General features: G+C 62.6%; 15 protein-coding genes. 10 read left to right on the plus strand and 5 right to left on the minus strand.

The window, feature by feature from the left end; all coding sequences use genetic code 11:
* The first annotated feature begins 7 nt into the window (after positions 1 to 7).
* From ACOQFT_RS04375 to rarD, 3 genes are all read left to right on the plus strand, one after another.
* The gene (locus ACOQFT_RS04375; protein WP_421596814.1) at positions 8 to 973 is read left to right on the plus strand and encodes a GlxA family transcriptional regulator; all 966 of its coding nucleotides are present in this window, start codon (positions 8 to 10) and stop codon (positions 971 to 973) included.
* An 89-nt stretch (positions 974 to 1062) separates the two neighbouring features.
* Complete coding sequence (locus ACOQFT_RS04380; protein WP_421596815.1) at positions 1063 to 3516, plus strand: GcvT family protein; 2454 nt, start codon at positions 1063 to 1065, stop codon at positions 3514 to 3516.
* Between the two features lie 160 nt (positions 3517 to 3676).
* Positions 3677 to 4582, plus strand: a complete 906-nt coding sequence (gene rarD / locus ACOQFT_RS04385) for an EamA family transporter RarD (protein WP_421596816.1) — start codon at positions 3677 to 3679, stop codon at positions 4580 to 4582.
* On the opposite strand, the gene ACOQFT_RS04390 is transcribed toward rarD, so the two are convergent.
* Together ACOQFT_RS04390 and ACOQFT_RS04395 are read right to left on the minus strand one after the other, a co-directional pair.
* Positions 4573 to 5277: an SGNH/GDSL hydrolase family protein gene (locus ACOQFT_RS04390; protein WP_421596897.1), complete on the minus strand. Its 705-nt coding sequence runs from the start codon at positions 5275 to 5277 to the stop codon at positions 4573 to 4575. The two genes, rarD and ACOQFT_RS04390, sit on opposite strands and share 10 nt — an antisense overlap.
* A gap of 2 nt (positions 5278 to 5279) precedes the next feature.
* On the minus strand, positions 5280 to 5690 hold the full coding sequence (locus ACOQFT_RS04395; RefSeq protein ID WP_421596817.1) for a nuclear transport factor 2 family protein: 411 nt from the start codon (positions 5688 to 5690) through the stop codon (positions 5280 to 5282).
* 98 nt (positions 5691 to 5788) lie between these two features.
* Between ACOQFT_RS04395 and ACOQFT_RS04400 the strand changes: the two genes are divergently transcribed.
* Positions 5789 to 6436 carry an RluA family pseudouridine synthase gene (locus ACOQFT_RS04400; RefSeq protein WP_421596818.1) on the plus strand — a complete coding sequence of 216 codons (648 nt, stop codon included), beginning with the start codon at positions 5789 to 5791 and terminating at the stop codon, positions 6434 to 6436.
* Positions 6437 to 6439: 3 nt separating this feature from the next.
* Here the strand turns inward: ACOQFT_RS04400 and ACOQFT_RS04405 are convergent, their stop codons facing one another.
* Positions 6440 to 6625 (minus strand): hypothetical protein, encoded by a 186-nt coding sequence (locus tag ACOQFT_RS04405; RefSeq protein ID WP_421596819.1) that lies wholly within the window; start codon positions 6623 to 6625, stop codon positions 6440 to 6442.
* Positions 6626 to 6728: 103 nt separating this feature from the next.
* Between ACOQFT_RS04405 and ACOQFT_RS04410 the strand changes: the two genes are divergently transcribed.
* The 4 genes from ACOQFT_RS04410 (at position 6729) to ACOQFT_RS04425 (ending at position 9707) form a co-directional block, all read left to right on the plus strand.
* Positions 6729 to 7421: a helix-turn-helix transcriptional regulator gene (locus tag ACOQFT_RS04410; RefSeq protein ID WP_421596820.1), complete on the plus strand. Its 693-nt coding sequence runs from the start codon at positions 6729 to 6731 to the stop codon at positions 7419 to 7421.
* Positions 7422 to 7539: 118 nt separating this feature from the next.
* A complete protein-coding gene (locus tag ACOQFT_RS04415) occupies positions 7540 to 8211 on the plus strand; it encodes an OmpA family protein (protein WP_421596821.1) in 672 nt (223 codons plus the stop codon).
* A 114-nt stretch (positions 8212 to 8325) separates the two neighbouring features.
* Positions 8326 to 8868: an NADPH-dependent FMN reductase gene (locus ACOQFT_RS04420; protein WP_421596822.1), complete on the plus strand. Its 543-nt coding sequence runs from the start codon at positions 8326 to 8328 to the stop codon at positions 8866 to 8868.
* A 38-nt stretch (positions 8869 to 8906) separates the two neighbouring features.
* Positions 8907 to 9707, plus strand: coding sequence for an acyl dehydratase (locus ACOQFT_RS04425; RefSeq protein WP_421596823.1), 801 nt, complete (start codon positions 8907 to 8909; stop codon positions 9705 to 9707).
* Here ACOQFT_RS04425 and ACOQFT_RS04430 read toward each other — a convergent pair.
* Positions 9699 to 10739, minus strand: coding sequence for an NAD(P)/FAD-dependent oxidoreductase (locus tag ACOQFT_RS04430; protein WP_421596824.1), 1041 nt, complete (start codon positions 10737 to 10739; stop codon positions 9699 to 9701). The two genes, ACOQFT_RS04425 and ACOQFT_RS04430, sit on opposite strands and share 9 nt — an antisense overlap.
* A 49-nt stretch (positions 10740 to 10788) precedes the next feature.
* Here ACOQFT_RS04430 and mnmD point away from each other — a divergent pair, with 49 nt between their 5' ends.
* On the plus strand, positions 10789 to 11454 hold the full coding sequence (gene mnmD, locus ACOQFT_RS04435) for a tRNA (5-methylaminomethyl-2-thiouridine)(34)-methyltransferase MnmD (RefSeq protein ID WP_421596825.1): 666 nt from the start codon (positions 10789 to 10791) through the stop codon (positions 11452 to 11454).
* Positions 11451 to 12320 carry a DMT family transporter gene (locus ACOQFT_RS04440; protein WP_421596826.1) on the plus strand — a complete coding sequence of 290 codons (870 nt, stop codon included), beginning with the start codon at positions 11451 to 11453 and terminating at the stop codon, positions 12318 to 12320. Before mnmD ends, ACOQFT_RS04440 begins: the two co-directional genes overlap by 4 nt.
* Here the strand turns inward: ACOQFT_RS04440 and ACOQFT_RS04445 are convergent.
* On the minus strand, positions 12294 to 14258 hold the full coding sequence (locus ACOQFT_RS04445) for a lytic transglycosylase domain-containing protein (RefSeq protein ID WP_421596828.1): 1965 nt from the start codon (positions 14256 to 14258) through the stop codon (positions 12294 to 12296). The genes ACOQFT_RS04440 and ACOQFT_RS04445 overlap by 27 nt on opposite strands.
* Positions 14259 to 14333: the final 75 nt, after the last annotated feature.

Raw genomic sequence — 14333 nt, forward strand, 5'->3', positions numbered from 1 at the left:
ACACAGGATGCGGAACCCGGCGGACAATTCGGCCCAGCTGCATTTCGATATCCTGGTTGCGCCCGGATATGTGCTGTTGGAACTGGCTTCGCTGGTCGAGGTGCTGCGGTTGGCCAATCGTGTGTGTCCGTCGCCTCCGTTCACCTTTACTTACCGGTCGCTGAAAGGCGGCCCGATTGCCAGCAGAAGCGATGCGGTGGTGCAAACCGAATCTGTGCCAACCCAGCCCAAGGCGGATTACCTGTTTGTAATCGGCAATTCCGACCCCGATCACCCGGATCTGTCCCTGGGGCGCGTGGTGTCGGATTACACATTCCGCGGGGCCAAGGTGTTCCTGCTGGCCGAAGCCGCCAGCCGCTATATCGATGAACAAGGCACCGACGATATGGCAACACATTGGGAAAACGCTTCGTTCCTCCGAGAGCGCAGGGCGCGGTTCGAGGCCAAGCTGTCAATTGCAACGGAACAGGGCGCGGTGGTGACCTGCGCGGGGATGGAGGCGACGACGGATGTGGCGCTGGCAGTGATCGGGCGCCATATCTCGGGACCGGCCAAGATGACCGTCGCCGACATCATGCTGCATGAAAACATCCGCGACTTTTCCTCGATGCAGCCGTTTTCCGGTGCCAAGCTGACAGCAACGGGCGATGCCAAGCTGGACCAATGCATCAAGCTGATGCAGGCCAATATCGAAGACCCTTTGCCGATCCACCAGATTGTCGAATTGCTGCACCTGTCGAACCGCTCGCTGGAGCGGAAATTCAAAAACTGCTTTGGAACCACGCCGAATGGGTTTTACCGCGAAATGCGGCTGGCGAAGGCCAACAACCTGTTGCTCAACACCACCATGAGCGTCCGGGAAATCGGATTGGCCTGCGGGTTCCCGAACGGTTTTTCCTCTGTTTACAAGAGCTTTTTCGGCGTCACCCCCTTTGTTGTCCGACGGGAAAAGCGGGCGGCGGCACATCGGTGAAAATCGCCGATACTGTGACGTTTTTGGTGCATTTATTGTCGATCTTCCGTGTCATTTTGCCCCAAACCTGACACAGCGGAGAATTCAGGATGGTTGATCTTCCCAGCAAGGCCCGAGTGGTCATCATCGGCGGCGGCGTCATCGGATGCTCGGTCGCGTATCACCTGACCAAGAAGGGCTGGAGCGACGTTGTACTACTGGAGCGCAAGCAACTGACCAGCGGCACCACATGGCACGCGGCCGGTCTGATCGGGCAGCTGCGCGCGTCTTCCAACATGACCAAACTGGCGCGCTATTCCGCAGAGCTTTATCTGGGCCTAGAGGAAGAAACCGGTGTCGCCACCGGCCTGCGTCAGGTCGGCTCTGTTTCGGTCGCGCTGACCGGTGAGCGGTTGGAAGAACTGTACCGAAATGCGGCAATGGCCCGCGCGTTTGGCGTGCCGGTCGAAGAGCTTTCACCGACTGAAGTCAAAGAGCGATATGCGCATATCAACCTCGACGGCTTGGCAGGCGGCGTTTGGTTGCCAACGGATGGTCAGGCGGATCCAGCTAATATCGCCTTGGCGCTGGCCAAAGGCGCGCGTCAACGCGGCGGGGTGATCAAGGAACGGGTGAAGGTGACCGGGATTTCCCGGCACGGACGGCGTGTGACAGGTGTCGACTGGACCAGTGATGACGGGCAAACCCAAGGGCATATCGCCTGCGATATGGTTGTAAACTGCGCGGGAATGTGGGGGCACGAGGTTGGCAAGATGGCCGGCGTGAATGTACCGCTGCACGCCTGCGAACATTTCTACATCGTTTCTGAACCCATTGAAGGCTTGAGCCAGATGCCGGTTCTGCGGGTGCCGGATGAATGCGCCTACTACAAGGAAGATGCAGGCAAAATGATGCTGGGCGCATTTGAGCCCAATGCCAAACCGTGGGCCATGAACGGGATTCCAGACAGTTTTGAGTTCGACCAACTGCCCGAGGATTTTGACCACTTCGAACCGATCCTCGAAGCGGCCTGCAACCGGATGCCGATGCTGGCCGAGGCGGGTATTCACACCTTCTTCAACGGCCCGGAATCCTTTACCCCCGACGACGCCTATCACCTGGGGCTGGCGCCCGAGACGGACAATGCCTGGGTCGCGGCTGGGTTCAACTCGATCGGTATCCAGTCCGCCGGTGGCGCGGGCATGGCCCTGGCCGAGTGGATGGATAGCGGTGAGAAACCCTTTGATCTTGGTGACGTGGATATCGGTCGGATGCAGCCGTTCCAGGGCAACAAGAAATACCTGTTCGAGCGCTCGAAAGAGACGCTGGGCCTGCTCTATGCCGATCACTTCCCCTATCGGCAAAAGGCGACTGCGCGCGGGGTGCGACGCACGCCGTTCCACCATCACCTGCTGGAGCAGGGCGCGGTCATGGGCGAAATCGCCGGTTGGGAGCGCGCCAACTGGTTCGCCAATGAAGGGCAGGAGCGTGAATACCAGTATAGCTGGAAGCGCCAGAACTGGTTCGAGAATTCGGCGGCTGAACACCGCGCGATCCGTGAAAACGTCGGCATGTATGACATGTCGTCCTTCGGCAAGATCCGCGTGGAAGGGCCGGATGCCGAGAAGTTCATGAACTACATTGGCGGCGGCGACTATTCAGTGCCCAATGGCAAGATCGTCTATACCCAGTTCCTGAACCGCACTGGCGGGATCGAGGCAGATGTAACCGTCACCCGCCTGACCGAAACCGCCTACCTGGTGGTGACACCGGCGGCGACGCGCCCGGCCGACCAGACCTGGATGATGCGCCACGCGGGCAACTTCAACGTGGTCATCACCGACGTGACCGCGGGCGAAGGGGTTCTGGCCGTCATGGGCCCGAATGCGCGCGCGTTGCTCGAGAAGGTCTCGCCCAACGATTTCTCGAACGCGGCCAATCCGTTCGGCACCGCGCAGGAGATCGAGCTGGGCATGGGCCTTGCCCGTGCCCACCGTGTGACTTACGTGGGCGAGCTTGGGTGGGAGATTTATGTTTCCTCCGACATGGCTGGCCACGCGTTCGAAACGCTGCACGAGGCGGGACAGGGCATGGGGTTGAAGCTGTGCGGTATGCACATGATGGACAGCTGCCGGATCGAGAAGGGCTTCCGCCATTTTGGTCACGATATCACCTGCGAAGACCACGTGGTGGATGCCGGATTGGGATTTGCAGTCAAAGTGGACAAGGGCAGCGATTTTATCGGCCGCGAGGCGGTGATTGCACGTAAGGAAAGCGGCCCCAAAAACCGTCTGGTCCAATTCAAGCTGACCGATGCAGAACCGCTTCTGTTCCACAATGAGCCAATCATTCGGGATGGTGAGTGTGTGGGCTATCTGAGCTCGGGCAACTATGGCCACACGCTGGGCGCTGCCATTGGTCTGGGTTACGTGCCGTGCGAGGGCGAAAAGGCGGCGGATGTGCTGGCCTCGACCTATGAGATCGACGTCTGCGGTGTAAAGGTCAGGGCCGAGGTATCCTTGAAGCCGATGTACGACCCGAAATCCGAGCGGGTGAAAGTATAATCAAATTGTCGGGGCGCTGCGGCGCCCCGGCTCTTTTCTTGGGATTGCCAGTGGTAACCGCGACGTATCAGAATTCCTGATCGCTTGCTTCACAGTTTTCGCGGTTCCCAATCCGGTCTGATATGCCGTAGACAAGCCTGATATCAGTCGGAGATTCACCGTGGCAGATACCCCTGTACCCCTGAGCAGAGAAGATACGCCCAAAGGGTTGGCGTTGGCCGTGACGGCTTATGTCCTGTGGGGCTTTCTGCCGCTTTACATGAAGGCGATGTCTCATGTTGGACCAATTGAACTTGTTTCGCACCGCGTCATCTGGTCGGTTCCGGTGGCGGGGCTGCTGCTGGTGGCCTTGGGACGTACGCGAGATCTGAAGGCGGCCTTGGCAAACCCGAAGATGCTGGGGATGGCCTGCATAACGGCCGCTCTGATTTCGGTGAACTGGGCGATATACGTCTGGGCCATTGCCAATGACCGGGCGCTGGACGCGGCGCTGGGGTATTACATCAACCCGCTGTTCAGTATTGCTCTGGGCGCGGTTCTGCTGCGCGAGCCATTGACGAAGACGCAACTGGCGGCAGTGGCCATTGCGGCGCTGGGCGTTTTGGTTCTGGTTGTCGAGGCAGGCAGCCTGCCGTGGCCTGCGCTGGGGCTGATGGTCAGTTGGGGGTTCTACGCGTTTTTCAAGCGGTCGCTGCCGATTGGGCCAAATCAGGGGTTTCTGCTTGAGGTTCTGATCCTGCTGATCCCGGCGCTGATGTATGTCACATGGCTGGGGGTGCAGGGCGCCGGGCATTTCGGCGTTGGAGCCTCGGACACCATGCTGCTGGCTTGTGCAGGCGTTGTGACGGCAGTGCCGCTGCTGGTCTATGCCAACGGAGCGAAACTGGTGCGGTTGTCGACGATGGGCATTCTGCAATACATCGCGCCCACCATGATTTTCATCACCGCCATTGCCGTGTTTGGTGAGCAAATCGACCGGGGCCGCATGATTGCCTTTCCTCTGATCTGGACGGCGCTGGTGGTTTATTCGATCCCGATGATCCGGCAGATGCGGACTCAGACCTGACGCAAGAGGCGGGCGGCCTCTTCGGCCCAAAGGGCATAGGTTTTCGGGCTGGGGTGGTAGCCGTCCGGTGCAGCGAGGGCCGGGTCGTTGGGCAAATCCAGTTGCAGATGTCTTGCTTGTGGGAAACTGGCCGCGACCTGTTGCAAACCGCGATCCAGCCGTGCGGCCTGTCGCCCCAAAACCCAGGCCAAAGGCTGCGGCAGGGCCGGGAACAGGTGCATCTGCGGCACAGCCGTAACCACCAGCCGCCGCACCCCCAGAGGGCCGGTCAAAAGCTCCAGCAATCGGGTCTGGCGGTCGATGAACTGCCGGTGTGTCACACCGCGCGTCACGTCATTCACGCCAAGAGCGGTGACGGCCATGTCGAACTGGCCACTCAGGCCGCGCAGTCGGTCAATCGTGTCCTGTGTTGTATGCCCGGTGGTGGCCTTAAGCTGCCATTCGACCATATAGTGCTTGGCCAACTGGGCCACGAGGTAGCCTGACAGCGCCTGCGCTTGTGTCCCAGCACCGACCCCTGCGGCGGAACTGTCGCCTGCAATCAGAAGACGCCGCTGCGGTCCGCGCCCCGCGCGCCCTTTGCGCGGACCGGTGGGCTCTGGCAGCAATTGGGCATTGCGGCGTACCGACAGGCCCTGGGCCGCCAGAACCGGCAGCAATGGCACGCGCAGCAGCTGATCGGCGGCAACAGGCATGATCAACTGAGCGCGTTCTTGTATTCAAGGAATCGCGGGTCTGTCATGACGCGCGCCATCATCGCCTCGCGCAGGGCACCGATGGTTTTGTAAGGACGCATGACCACCTCGAATTCCTGAATCAGCCCGTCATCGTTCAGCGTGATCAGGTCCACCCCCACCGCGTCCAAATCCCCGACCTTGCACTGGAACTCCAGCGCCCAGTCCTTGCCTTCACCCATTACGCGGCGATAGCGGAAATCCGAGAACACCTGTCCTACGTGGCCCAGCACCGCCGCCACGGGTTCGCGTCCGGTCCAGGTGCTGTAATAGGTGGGTGGGGAAAAGCGCACATCCTCGGCCAGCAATTCGTGGATCAGGCTTTCGTCGCCCTTGGCGACCACCTCTTGCATGCGTTCGATCGTGGGGTGCATGGGTTCTCCTCTCGGCTTTGGGGGCAGAGTTGCTGAACTGTTCCGTTCAGGCAAGCGCGACGTTGCGGGAGGTCGCGCGCTGCGATAGGCAGGCGCGCATGAGCGAGACCTATGATCCCCCCAAGACCCCTCTGGACGTGCTTTATGAGGACGCGCAGCTGATTGTGGTGAACAAACCTTCGGGGCTGTTGTCGGTGCCGGGGCGGGGCGAGCATCTGGCCGATTGCCTGCTGAGCCGGGTGCAGGCGGCGTTTCCGCAGGCTTTGCTGGTGCATCGGCTGGACCGGGATACCTCGGGGGTGATGGTCTTTGCCCAGACGCCCCATGCGCAGCGCCATCTGAGTATGCAGTTCGAGAACCGCCAGACCCGCAAGACCTATGTGGCGCGGGTTTGGGGGCAGGTTGAGGAAAAGAACGGAACCGTTGATCTGCCACTGATCGTGGACTGGCCCAACAGGCCGCGCCAGATGGTGTGCCACGAGACCGGCAAGCCTGCCGTTACCGACTGGCGTGTCATGAAGTACGAAGGTCGCACGACCCGTCTGCGTCTGTTCCCGAAGACGGGCCGGTCGCATCAGTTGCGGGTGCATATGCTGGCGCTGGGCCACCCGATTCTGGGTGACCCGTTCTATGCCGAAGGCGCGGCGCGGGATTTCCCGCGTCTGATGCTGCACTCCGAGGAACTGCGTCTGAAGAACCCAGACGGTGGGGCGTCGATGAAGTTCCGCGCCAAGGCGGATTTCTGAACCTTACGCCGTACTGGTCCACAGCATCTTGAGGTTGCCCAGCGAAAACCGTCTGCGGCGTTTGCGCGGGGCGCAGGGTTGACGGGCGGCCATGATCTCGCGTTCGATCTCAAAGCCGCGCAGGGTGTGGTCCTGCGCCCAGGGGCCCAGTTTCAGGGTCATCATCACGTGATTGTCGAGGCTTGGCATCGGTGATCTCCTTTTCGTCTGAGCTCAAGTCTCGCCCATCACTCCTGACACCACCCTGTCAGGGGGGTGTGCTAGAGTGTCAGCAGATGAACCGGAGAAACTCATGCGCCGTTCCACCCGCCTGTTCGAAATCATCCAGATTCTGCGCGCCGCCGAGGCGCCGGTGACGGCTGAAATGCTGGCCGAAAAGCTCGAAGTGTCTGCGCGCACGGTCTATCGCGATATCGCGGCCCTGCAGGCGCAGCGTACGCCCATCGAAGGCGAGGCCGGTGTGGGGTACCTGATGCGGCGCGGCTATGACCTGCCGCCGCTGAATTTCGATGCCGAGGAGGTCGAGGCACTATGGGTCGGTCTGTCGATGCTCGCGCGCACCGGGGACAGCACGCTGCAACAGGCCGCCGACCGGGTATGTCGCAAGATCGAAGCGCTGCGCGAGCCCGCCGACTGGCTGCAGGTAGCCCCTTGGGGGGCCCCGATGGACGATCCTGACAAGGGCTGTGTGCCGGTGGTGAACTTTCGCGAGGCGATCCGGAATGAGCGTAAGATCCGCATCACCTATGTGAATGCCGAAGGCGTCCGGACCGACCGGATCGTTCGCCCCGTGGCGCTGATTTATCACATCGAATGCACCCTGCTGGCCGCCTGGTGCGAGCTGCGCAACGGGTTCCGCCATTTCCGCACCGATCGTATCTGGGCCTGTGAGTTGACCGAGGATCACTTTTGCGGGCAGGGCGAACCTCTGCGCACGATCTGGCAGGAGCAGAACCACTGGGATAGTTCCGCACGAGCGTCCTAGGCGGCGGGTATTCGCCGATTTCACCGGATTGTTGCTTGAGAACACCTGCGGGCAGCGCGATATACTGCGCCAAACAAAACGCGCCCGGTAAACGGGCGCCGGAGCAGAAGGTGATATCATGACGATTTCCAAATTTGTTTTGTCCGCCGGGCTGGGCTCGGCCATGTTTCTTGGGGCCTGTGCGGATCCCGGCACGCTGAACCTGCCGTCCGACCCCAATCAGAACGCCAAACAGGGCGCGCTTTTGGGTGGTCTGGTCGGAGCCGGTGTTGGCGCGATTGCCAATGACTCGAACCCGGGTCTGGGCGCATTGGCCGGAGCCGCAGTGGGTGCCGCCGGTGGCGGTCTGATCGGCAACCAGCTGGACCGTCAGGCGGCCGAACTGCGCCAGCAACTGGCCAATCAGGGCATCACTGTCACCAATGCGGGCGACCGGCTGATCGTCACCGTGCCGAACGATATCTCGTTTGACACCGACAGCGCGACTGTGCGCCCGGCGCTGCGCGCAGATCTGGTGCGGGTGGGGCAGAACCTGACGCGGTATCCCAACTCGAGCGTTCAGGTCATCGGTCATACCGACAGCGATGGCGAGGCGTCCTATAATCAGGCCCTGTCCGAACGCCGCGCCCGGTCCGTGGCCGATATCCTGCAGGCCAATGGCGTCAGCGGCGCCCGGATCAGCACAATCGGCCTGGGTGAGAACCGCCCCGCCGCCTCGAACCTGACGCCCGAAGGCAAGGCCCGCAACCGCCGGGTCGATATCGAGATCATCCCCAACGGAAGCGTCTAGTGCGATAGGGCACCCACGGGTGCCCTATTTCGCACATTGACTGCGCGTCAACTGGGCTTTGGTGCGCGCGGGCTTTGGGCTAGCTATCGGGAAACACCATGACGGAGTTTCCCGATGTCCGAACCGATCCTGCTGAGCCTCTCCGGCTCATTGCGCCAAAATGCCACTAACCGCAAACTACTGCGCGAGGCGGCGCGGCTGTTCAACCCCGGCACCCATATCGAGGCCGATCTGAACCTGCCGCTCTATGACGGTGATCTGGAAAATGGCGAGGGCATTCCTCAGGCGGTGCAGACGCTGGCTGATCAGATCGCGCAGGCCCATGCGGTGATCATCTCCACCCCGGAATACAACAAGGGCCCGTCGGGCGTTCTGAAAAACGCGCTGGACTGGGTCAGCCGGACCGAGGGCCGCCCCTGGGCCGACAAACCGGTCGCCGTGATGTCGGCTGCCGCTGGCCGAGCGGGCGGGGAACGGGCGCAAATGGTATTGCGCAGCTATATGGTGCCGTTCCAGCCGCGCATCCTGCAGGGGCCGGAAATCCATCTGGCCAACAGCTCGAACGAATTCGACGAGCAGGGGAAACTGTCCAGCGACCGTTATGAAAGCAGCTTGCGGGTGCTGATGGAGAAACTACGAGCCGAGGCAGGGTTCTAACGCTTGTTGACCCACTCCGGGCCGCTTAATCTGCGGCCATGGCAGAAGAAATTCAGACCGACGTGATCGACCCGGCTCGCGCCGCCGCTTTGCAGGTGGCGTTGGGGCAGGACGGGACGATAACGGCGGGGGCGGCGTTGCCGCCGTTCTTTCACCAGCTTTATTTCTGGTCGCCGCAGTCACCGGACCGGCTGGGTCGTGATGGGCATCCGACGGTCGGAGACGGCCTGATCCCGGATATGGGTTTGCCCCGCCGCATGTGGGCCGGTGGTCGCCTGCGCTTCCACACGCCACTGATCGCGGGGTCCGTGGCCGAGCGGCGCTCGGTCTGTGAAAACGCGGTTTCGAAGACCGGGCGGACCGGGCCGTTGGGTTTTGTCACTCTGCGCCACGAAATCCGGCAAGACGATACCCTCCGCCTGACCGAATGGCAGGATCTGGTCTATCGTAGGGACCCTTCGCCCGATGAGGTCAAACTGGCCCCACCCCCGGCGCGCACGGACGAGGCAGACAGTCGTGACGTTGCCTTCGATACAACATTGCTCTTCCGTTACTCGGCGCTGACCTTCAATGGGCACCGCATCCATTACGATCTGGACTACGCCCGCGACGTCGAAGGCTATGCCGGGCTGGTCGTGCACGGCCCGCTGCTGGCGCAGCATCTGATGCTGTTTGCGGAACAGATTATGGGTCCGCTGACGCAATTCTCATTCCGGGCGACCGCGCCGCTGATGCATTTTGAAACCGCGACCCTGTGCCGGAACGGGCAAACCCTGTGGGTGCGCGGGCCGGATGGGCGGCAGTGCATGGTGGCTGAGGCCGCGCCGCTGTCAGAGTGACGCTTCGGGCCGGAAGCCGTCAGGAATTGCGTCCCGCCCATCCAGCACCAGATCGGCCATAACCTCGGCCACTTTCGGGGCCATGCCGAAACCGATCTTGAAGCCACCATTGGCGATGAACTGCCCCTTGTGCAAAGGATGCGCGCCCAGCATCGGGGCGCGGCTTTTGCTGCGGGGGCGGACCCCGGCCCACCGTTCGATCACCTCGGCCCCATGCAGCACCGGCACCGCCCGGGTGGCGCGCTCCAGCACGTCGTCCAGCGCATCATCCGTGCTGGATGGGTCGTCATAGTCCCGTTCCGAGGTCGAGCCGATCGCCAACGTGCCATCTGCATGGGGCACGATATGGATCGCATCGGCAAACAGTTGCGGAACCTCACCCGCATCAAAGCGCAGCAGTGCAGCCTGCCCCTTGACGCCATTGCCGACAGTTTTGCCGAAGGCCTGGCTCAACTCCTGCAATCCGGCCAGGCCGGTGGCGTGAACGACCTGACCCTGGTCCGGTGCTTCGGCCACCACGTCCACTCCCATCACCGCCAATGCCGAAACCAGCGCTGCACAGGCGCGACGGGGGTGCATCCGGGCGCTCAGCGTGTCGTGGATCACGAAACCGGTCGGGCTGGGCGGGCACCATGACCCGAGCGATTTGGCCTCGACCACCCGCCATTCGGCGCGGCTCTGCCATAGTTCGGCAGCGGTGACCGCGCGGGCATGGGCAAGCTCCAGCGTGCGGGCGTCAGCGATGGGCTGTAACCGGCCCAGCCGCGCGTAACCGGGGGAAACGCCCCCTGTGGCTTCGACCTGTTTCCAGAACGACTCGGCCATGATCAGGCTGTCGAACTGAAAGGCCTTCTTGGCGTTCCAGTTCTCGGGCACATGCGGGGCCAGCGCCCCGACCAGCCCGTTGCTGGAGCCTGAGCCGGGGCCGAACGGGTCGATGACCTGCACCTTGGCGCCGCGCCGGGCGCAGGTCCAGGCGATGGACAGGCCAAAGATGCCCGCACCGCGCACCGTTACATCGACCATTGCCATTCCCCTTTTCCTTGTTCAGTGTCGCGCCGCTTAGCTACAGGATTCCCCGATGGCAGACCAGCGCGCTGAACTGACGTGGACCGAAGATCAGATCCCGGTCTCGGACCGTTTCGACGATCCGTATTTCTCGCTGCAAAACGGGCTGGAAGAAACGCGTCACGTGTTTCTGGCGGGCAATGACCTGCCCGCGCGGTTCGCGCCGGGGTTCCGCATCGCCGAACTGGGGTTCGGCACCGGTCTGAACATGCTGACAGTCTGGTCCGAGTGGGAAAAGTCGGGTCAGACCACGCCACTGACCTTCACCAGTTTCGAGGCCTTCCCGATGGTGCCCGAGGACATGGCCCGCGCACTGGCGGCCTTTCCCGAGCTTGCGCCTTGGGTCGACCGTTTTCTGGCCCGGTGGCAGGGCGGGCGTTGTGATCTGGGCGCCCTGCACCTTGAGGTGATCGAGGGCGATGCGCGTCAGACATTGCCCGCATGGCAAGGCGCGGCCGATGCCTGGTTTCTGGACGGGTTCTCTCCGGCCAAGAACCCCGAACTTTGGGGCGCGGACCTGATGCAGCAGGTGGCCGCCCATACGGCGTCTGGTGGCACGGTCGCGACCTATACCGCCGCCGGATTTGTGCGGCGCGGGCTGGAGGAGGCGGGCTTTGCCGTCACCCGCAACCCCGGATATGGCCGCAAGCGCCATATGACCCGGGCGATCCGGGAATGACCCAACAGAACAACACCCGCGCGGGTATCGCGCTGATGATCGCGGCGACGGTTGTGTTTGCCTTGCAGGACGGCATCTCGCGCCATCTGGCGGGGACCTACAACACCTACATGGTCGTGATGATCCGCTATTGGTTCTTCGCCGCCTTTGTCATCGCGCTGGCGGCGCGGTCCCCCGGCGGGCTGGTGGCTGCGACCCAAACCAGCCAACTTGGGCTACAGGTGTTCCGCGGCGTCCTTCTGGCGGCCGAGATTTGCGTCGCCGTTTATGCCTTTACCGTTCTGGGTCTGATCGACAGCATGGCGGTGTTCATCTGCTATCCCCTGCTGGTCGCAGCACTCAGCGGGCCGGTTCTGGGCGAGCAGGTCGGTTGGCGCCGTTGGGTGGCGATAGGGGTGGGCTGCATCGGCGTGCTGATCATCCTGCAACCGGGTGTGGGAGTGTTCAACCCATGGGCCATTATCCCGCTGATTTCCGCGTTTTTGTTCGCGCTCTATGGTCTGCTGACCCGCTATGCCGCCCGCAAGGATAACGCGGCCACCAGTTTCTTCTGGACCGGGGTGGCCGGGGCCGTGGCAATGACACTGGTGGGCATGTGGTTCTGGGAGCCGATGGCGCGTGCGGATTGGGCGTGGATGGCGTTGCTGTGCGTCAGTGGCGTTCTCGGCCACTGGCTTCTGATCAAATGCTATGAAATGGCCGAGGCCAGCGCCGTGCAGCCCTTTGCCTATTTCCATCTGGTCTGGACCGCCATCATCGGCATTTCCGTCTTTGGCGAAGCGTTGCGGCCCGCGGTTATCCTCGGGGCCGCATTGGTTGTGGCGGCGGGCCTGTTCACCCTATGGCGCGAACGACGCCAGAGTTGAGCCGACCAGCTCCTGCGAGAACGGAACCGGCAGCGCAGGCTGGCCCAGGCGGGCGCGATAGACCGGCAGGCTTTCCGCCACCCGCATCACGTAATTGCGGGTCTCGCTGAAGGGGATGGTCTCGATCCAGTCGACCATGTCGATCTCACCGGCGCGAGGGTCGCCGTATCGGTCCATCCATGAAATCGGGCGCCGCGGCCCGGCGTTATAGCCCGCCGCCATCATCACCACGTTGCCGTTGAAATCCGCCGCCAGTCCGGACAGGTAATTTGCCCCAAGCTTGGCGTTGTACTGCCAGTCCGACGTCAGCTTCAGCGTCTTGTGGCCACTGAGGATACCCAGCTCCTTGGCGACAAGCTTGGCCGTGGCGGGCATCACCTGCATCAACCCGCGCGCGCCTGCTCCGCTGATCACCACCGGGTCGAACTCGCTTTCGCGGCGGGCGATGGCCAGCGTCATCTCTTTCGCCATGGGCAGGCCCATATCGGCGACCGGGTGCACCGGGTAATAGGCGGCGGGCAGCACGACCCCGGTCTTGGCCGCGCGCTTGGCAATCATCACTGCCAGATGCGGTTCCTTCAGTTCGATCACCAGATCGCCCAGCTGCGTGGCCTGCACCGGGTCAAGCTCTTCGACAAGATGGGTCAGGAAACGCTCGGACAGGTTGCCTTCCCCGGCACGCAGCAACAGCAGCCCGGCCTCCAAAACGCTGGAATTGGCGAAATCGGCCTGTTTCCAATGCGGTGCCCGACGCGGATTGGCCAGCTCGCCGTCAAAGGGGCGCCCGATCCGTTCAGCCGCCAATAGCCCGTAAAACGAAGTCTGATAGTCCGCGCCTTCCGCATAGGCGTCATAGGCCTTGTCGGCATCTCCTTGCGCCGCATAAGCCCGGCCCAGCCAATAGCCGCCGCGCCCTTTCGAGATCGGTGATTCCACCGCGCCCGAGAAATTCTGGAAATGCCGTACCGCCGTGGCGGGGTCATTCAGCTTGCGCAGCGCAAGGAACCCGGCCAGCCATTCCAGATCCGCATAAGCATAGCCCATCTCGGGCGTCATGTGGTGGCTGGCAGCGATCTCATACGCGCGGCTGACATCGCCATTGCGCATCTCAAGCCGGGCCAGACGACGGCGGCCCTCGGCCCATTTGTCCGGTTCACCCAGCGCATCCGGCCCGGTCGAGCGCGCCAACATCAGATCAATCGCGCTGTCGTCCAGTTCCTTCCGGTCGCGCCAGACAAACCGGTCAAAGGCCAACCCCGGAGACTCGGCCAGCGGTTTTGGAACTGCGGCAACCTTTCCATCCACGCCGGGCTGACGCTTTTGCAGGGCAATTCGCGCCTCGGCCAGCTTTCGCTGATCGGTGCTTACCAGCGGCAGCATCTGCGCGGCGCTGACAAGATGCGCATCCCACAGCATCCGGTCCAGCCGGGCGGCGTGATGGGGTTTCAGCAGCTTGCCAAAATTCTCGAGATAGTCCTTTTGCAGCCCGGCCCCCATCGGCATGGTGCGCCACGCGGTCACGATATCGGCTTCGGCATCCCCCGGACGCCCCTTTGCCCTCAGCGCGACGGCATAGTTCAGCGCCCCTTCCGCGGTTTGCGGCGGGTTGCCGGCGTAGAATTTCAACACCCGGTCGGGATCGGCACCGGTGAAGGCGGGCTCGCTTTTATGCCGCAGCCAGCCCAAGCCGGGCCAGTCCGGACGGCGGTCCAGAAACACCAGCACATCGCCCGAGCTGCCAAAGCCCTGCCGCAGCCAGTGCCAGACAATGATATCGCGGCTGACAGACCCCCGCCCGCCCGACACGCGCAGGGCCGCATTCCAATCACCCTTACGCATTTCGTTCATCCCGGCGCGCAGGTCGCCGACGGCGTCGGCCTGCGCCTGCCCAATTGACCCCAGAATCACCGCTATCAAAAGCGCCAGAACGCGTGTCATGCCTTGCATTTCCCAACCAACCAAGGATACAGCCACTCAGGATAAACCTTGCGCCGCCGGGATCAACTCACATCG

Source organism: Ruegeria sp. MALMAid1280, from assembly GCF_049195285.1.
In the GTDB taxonomy this organism is placed as follows: domain Bacteria; phylum Pseudomonadota; class Alphaproteobacteria; order Rhodobacterales; family Rhodobacteraceae; genus Ruegeria.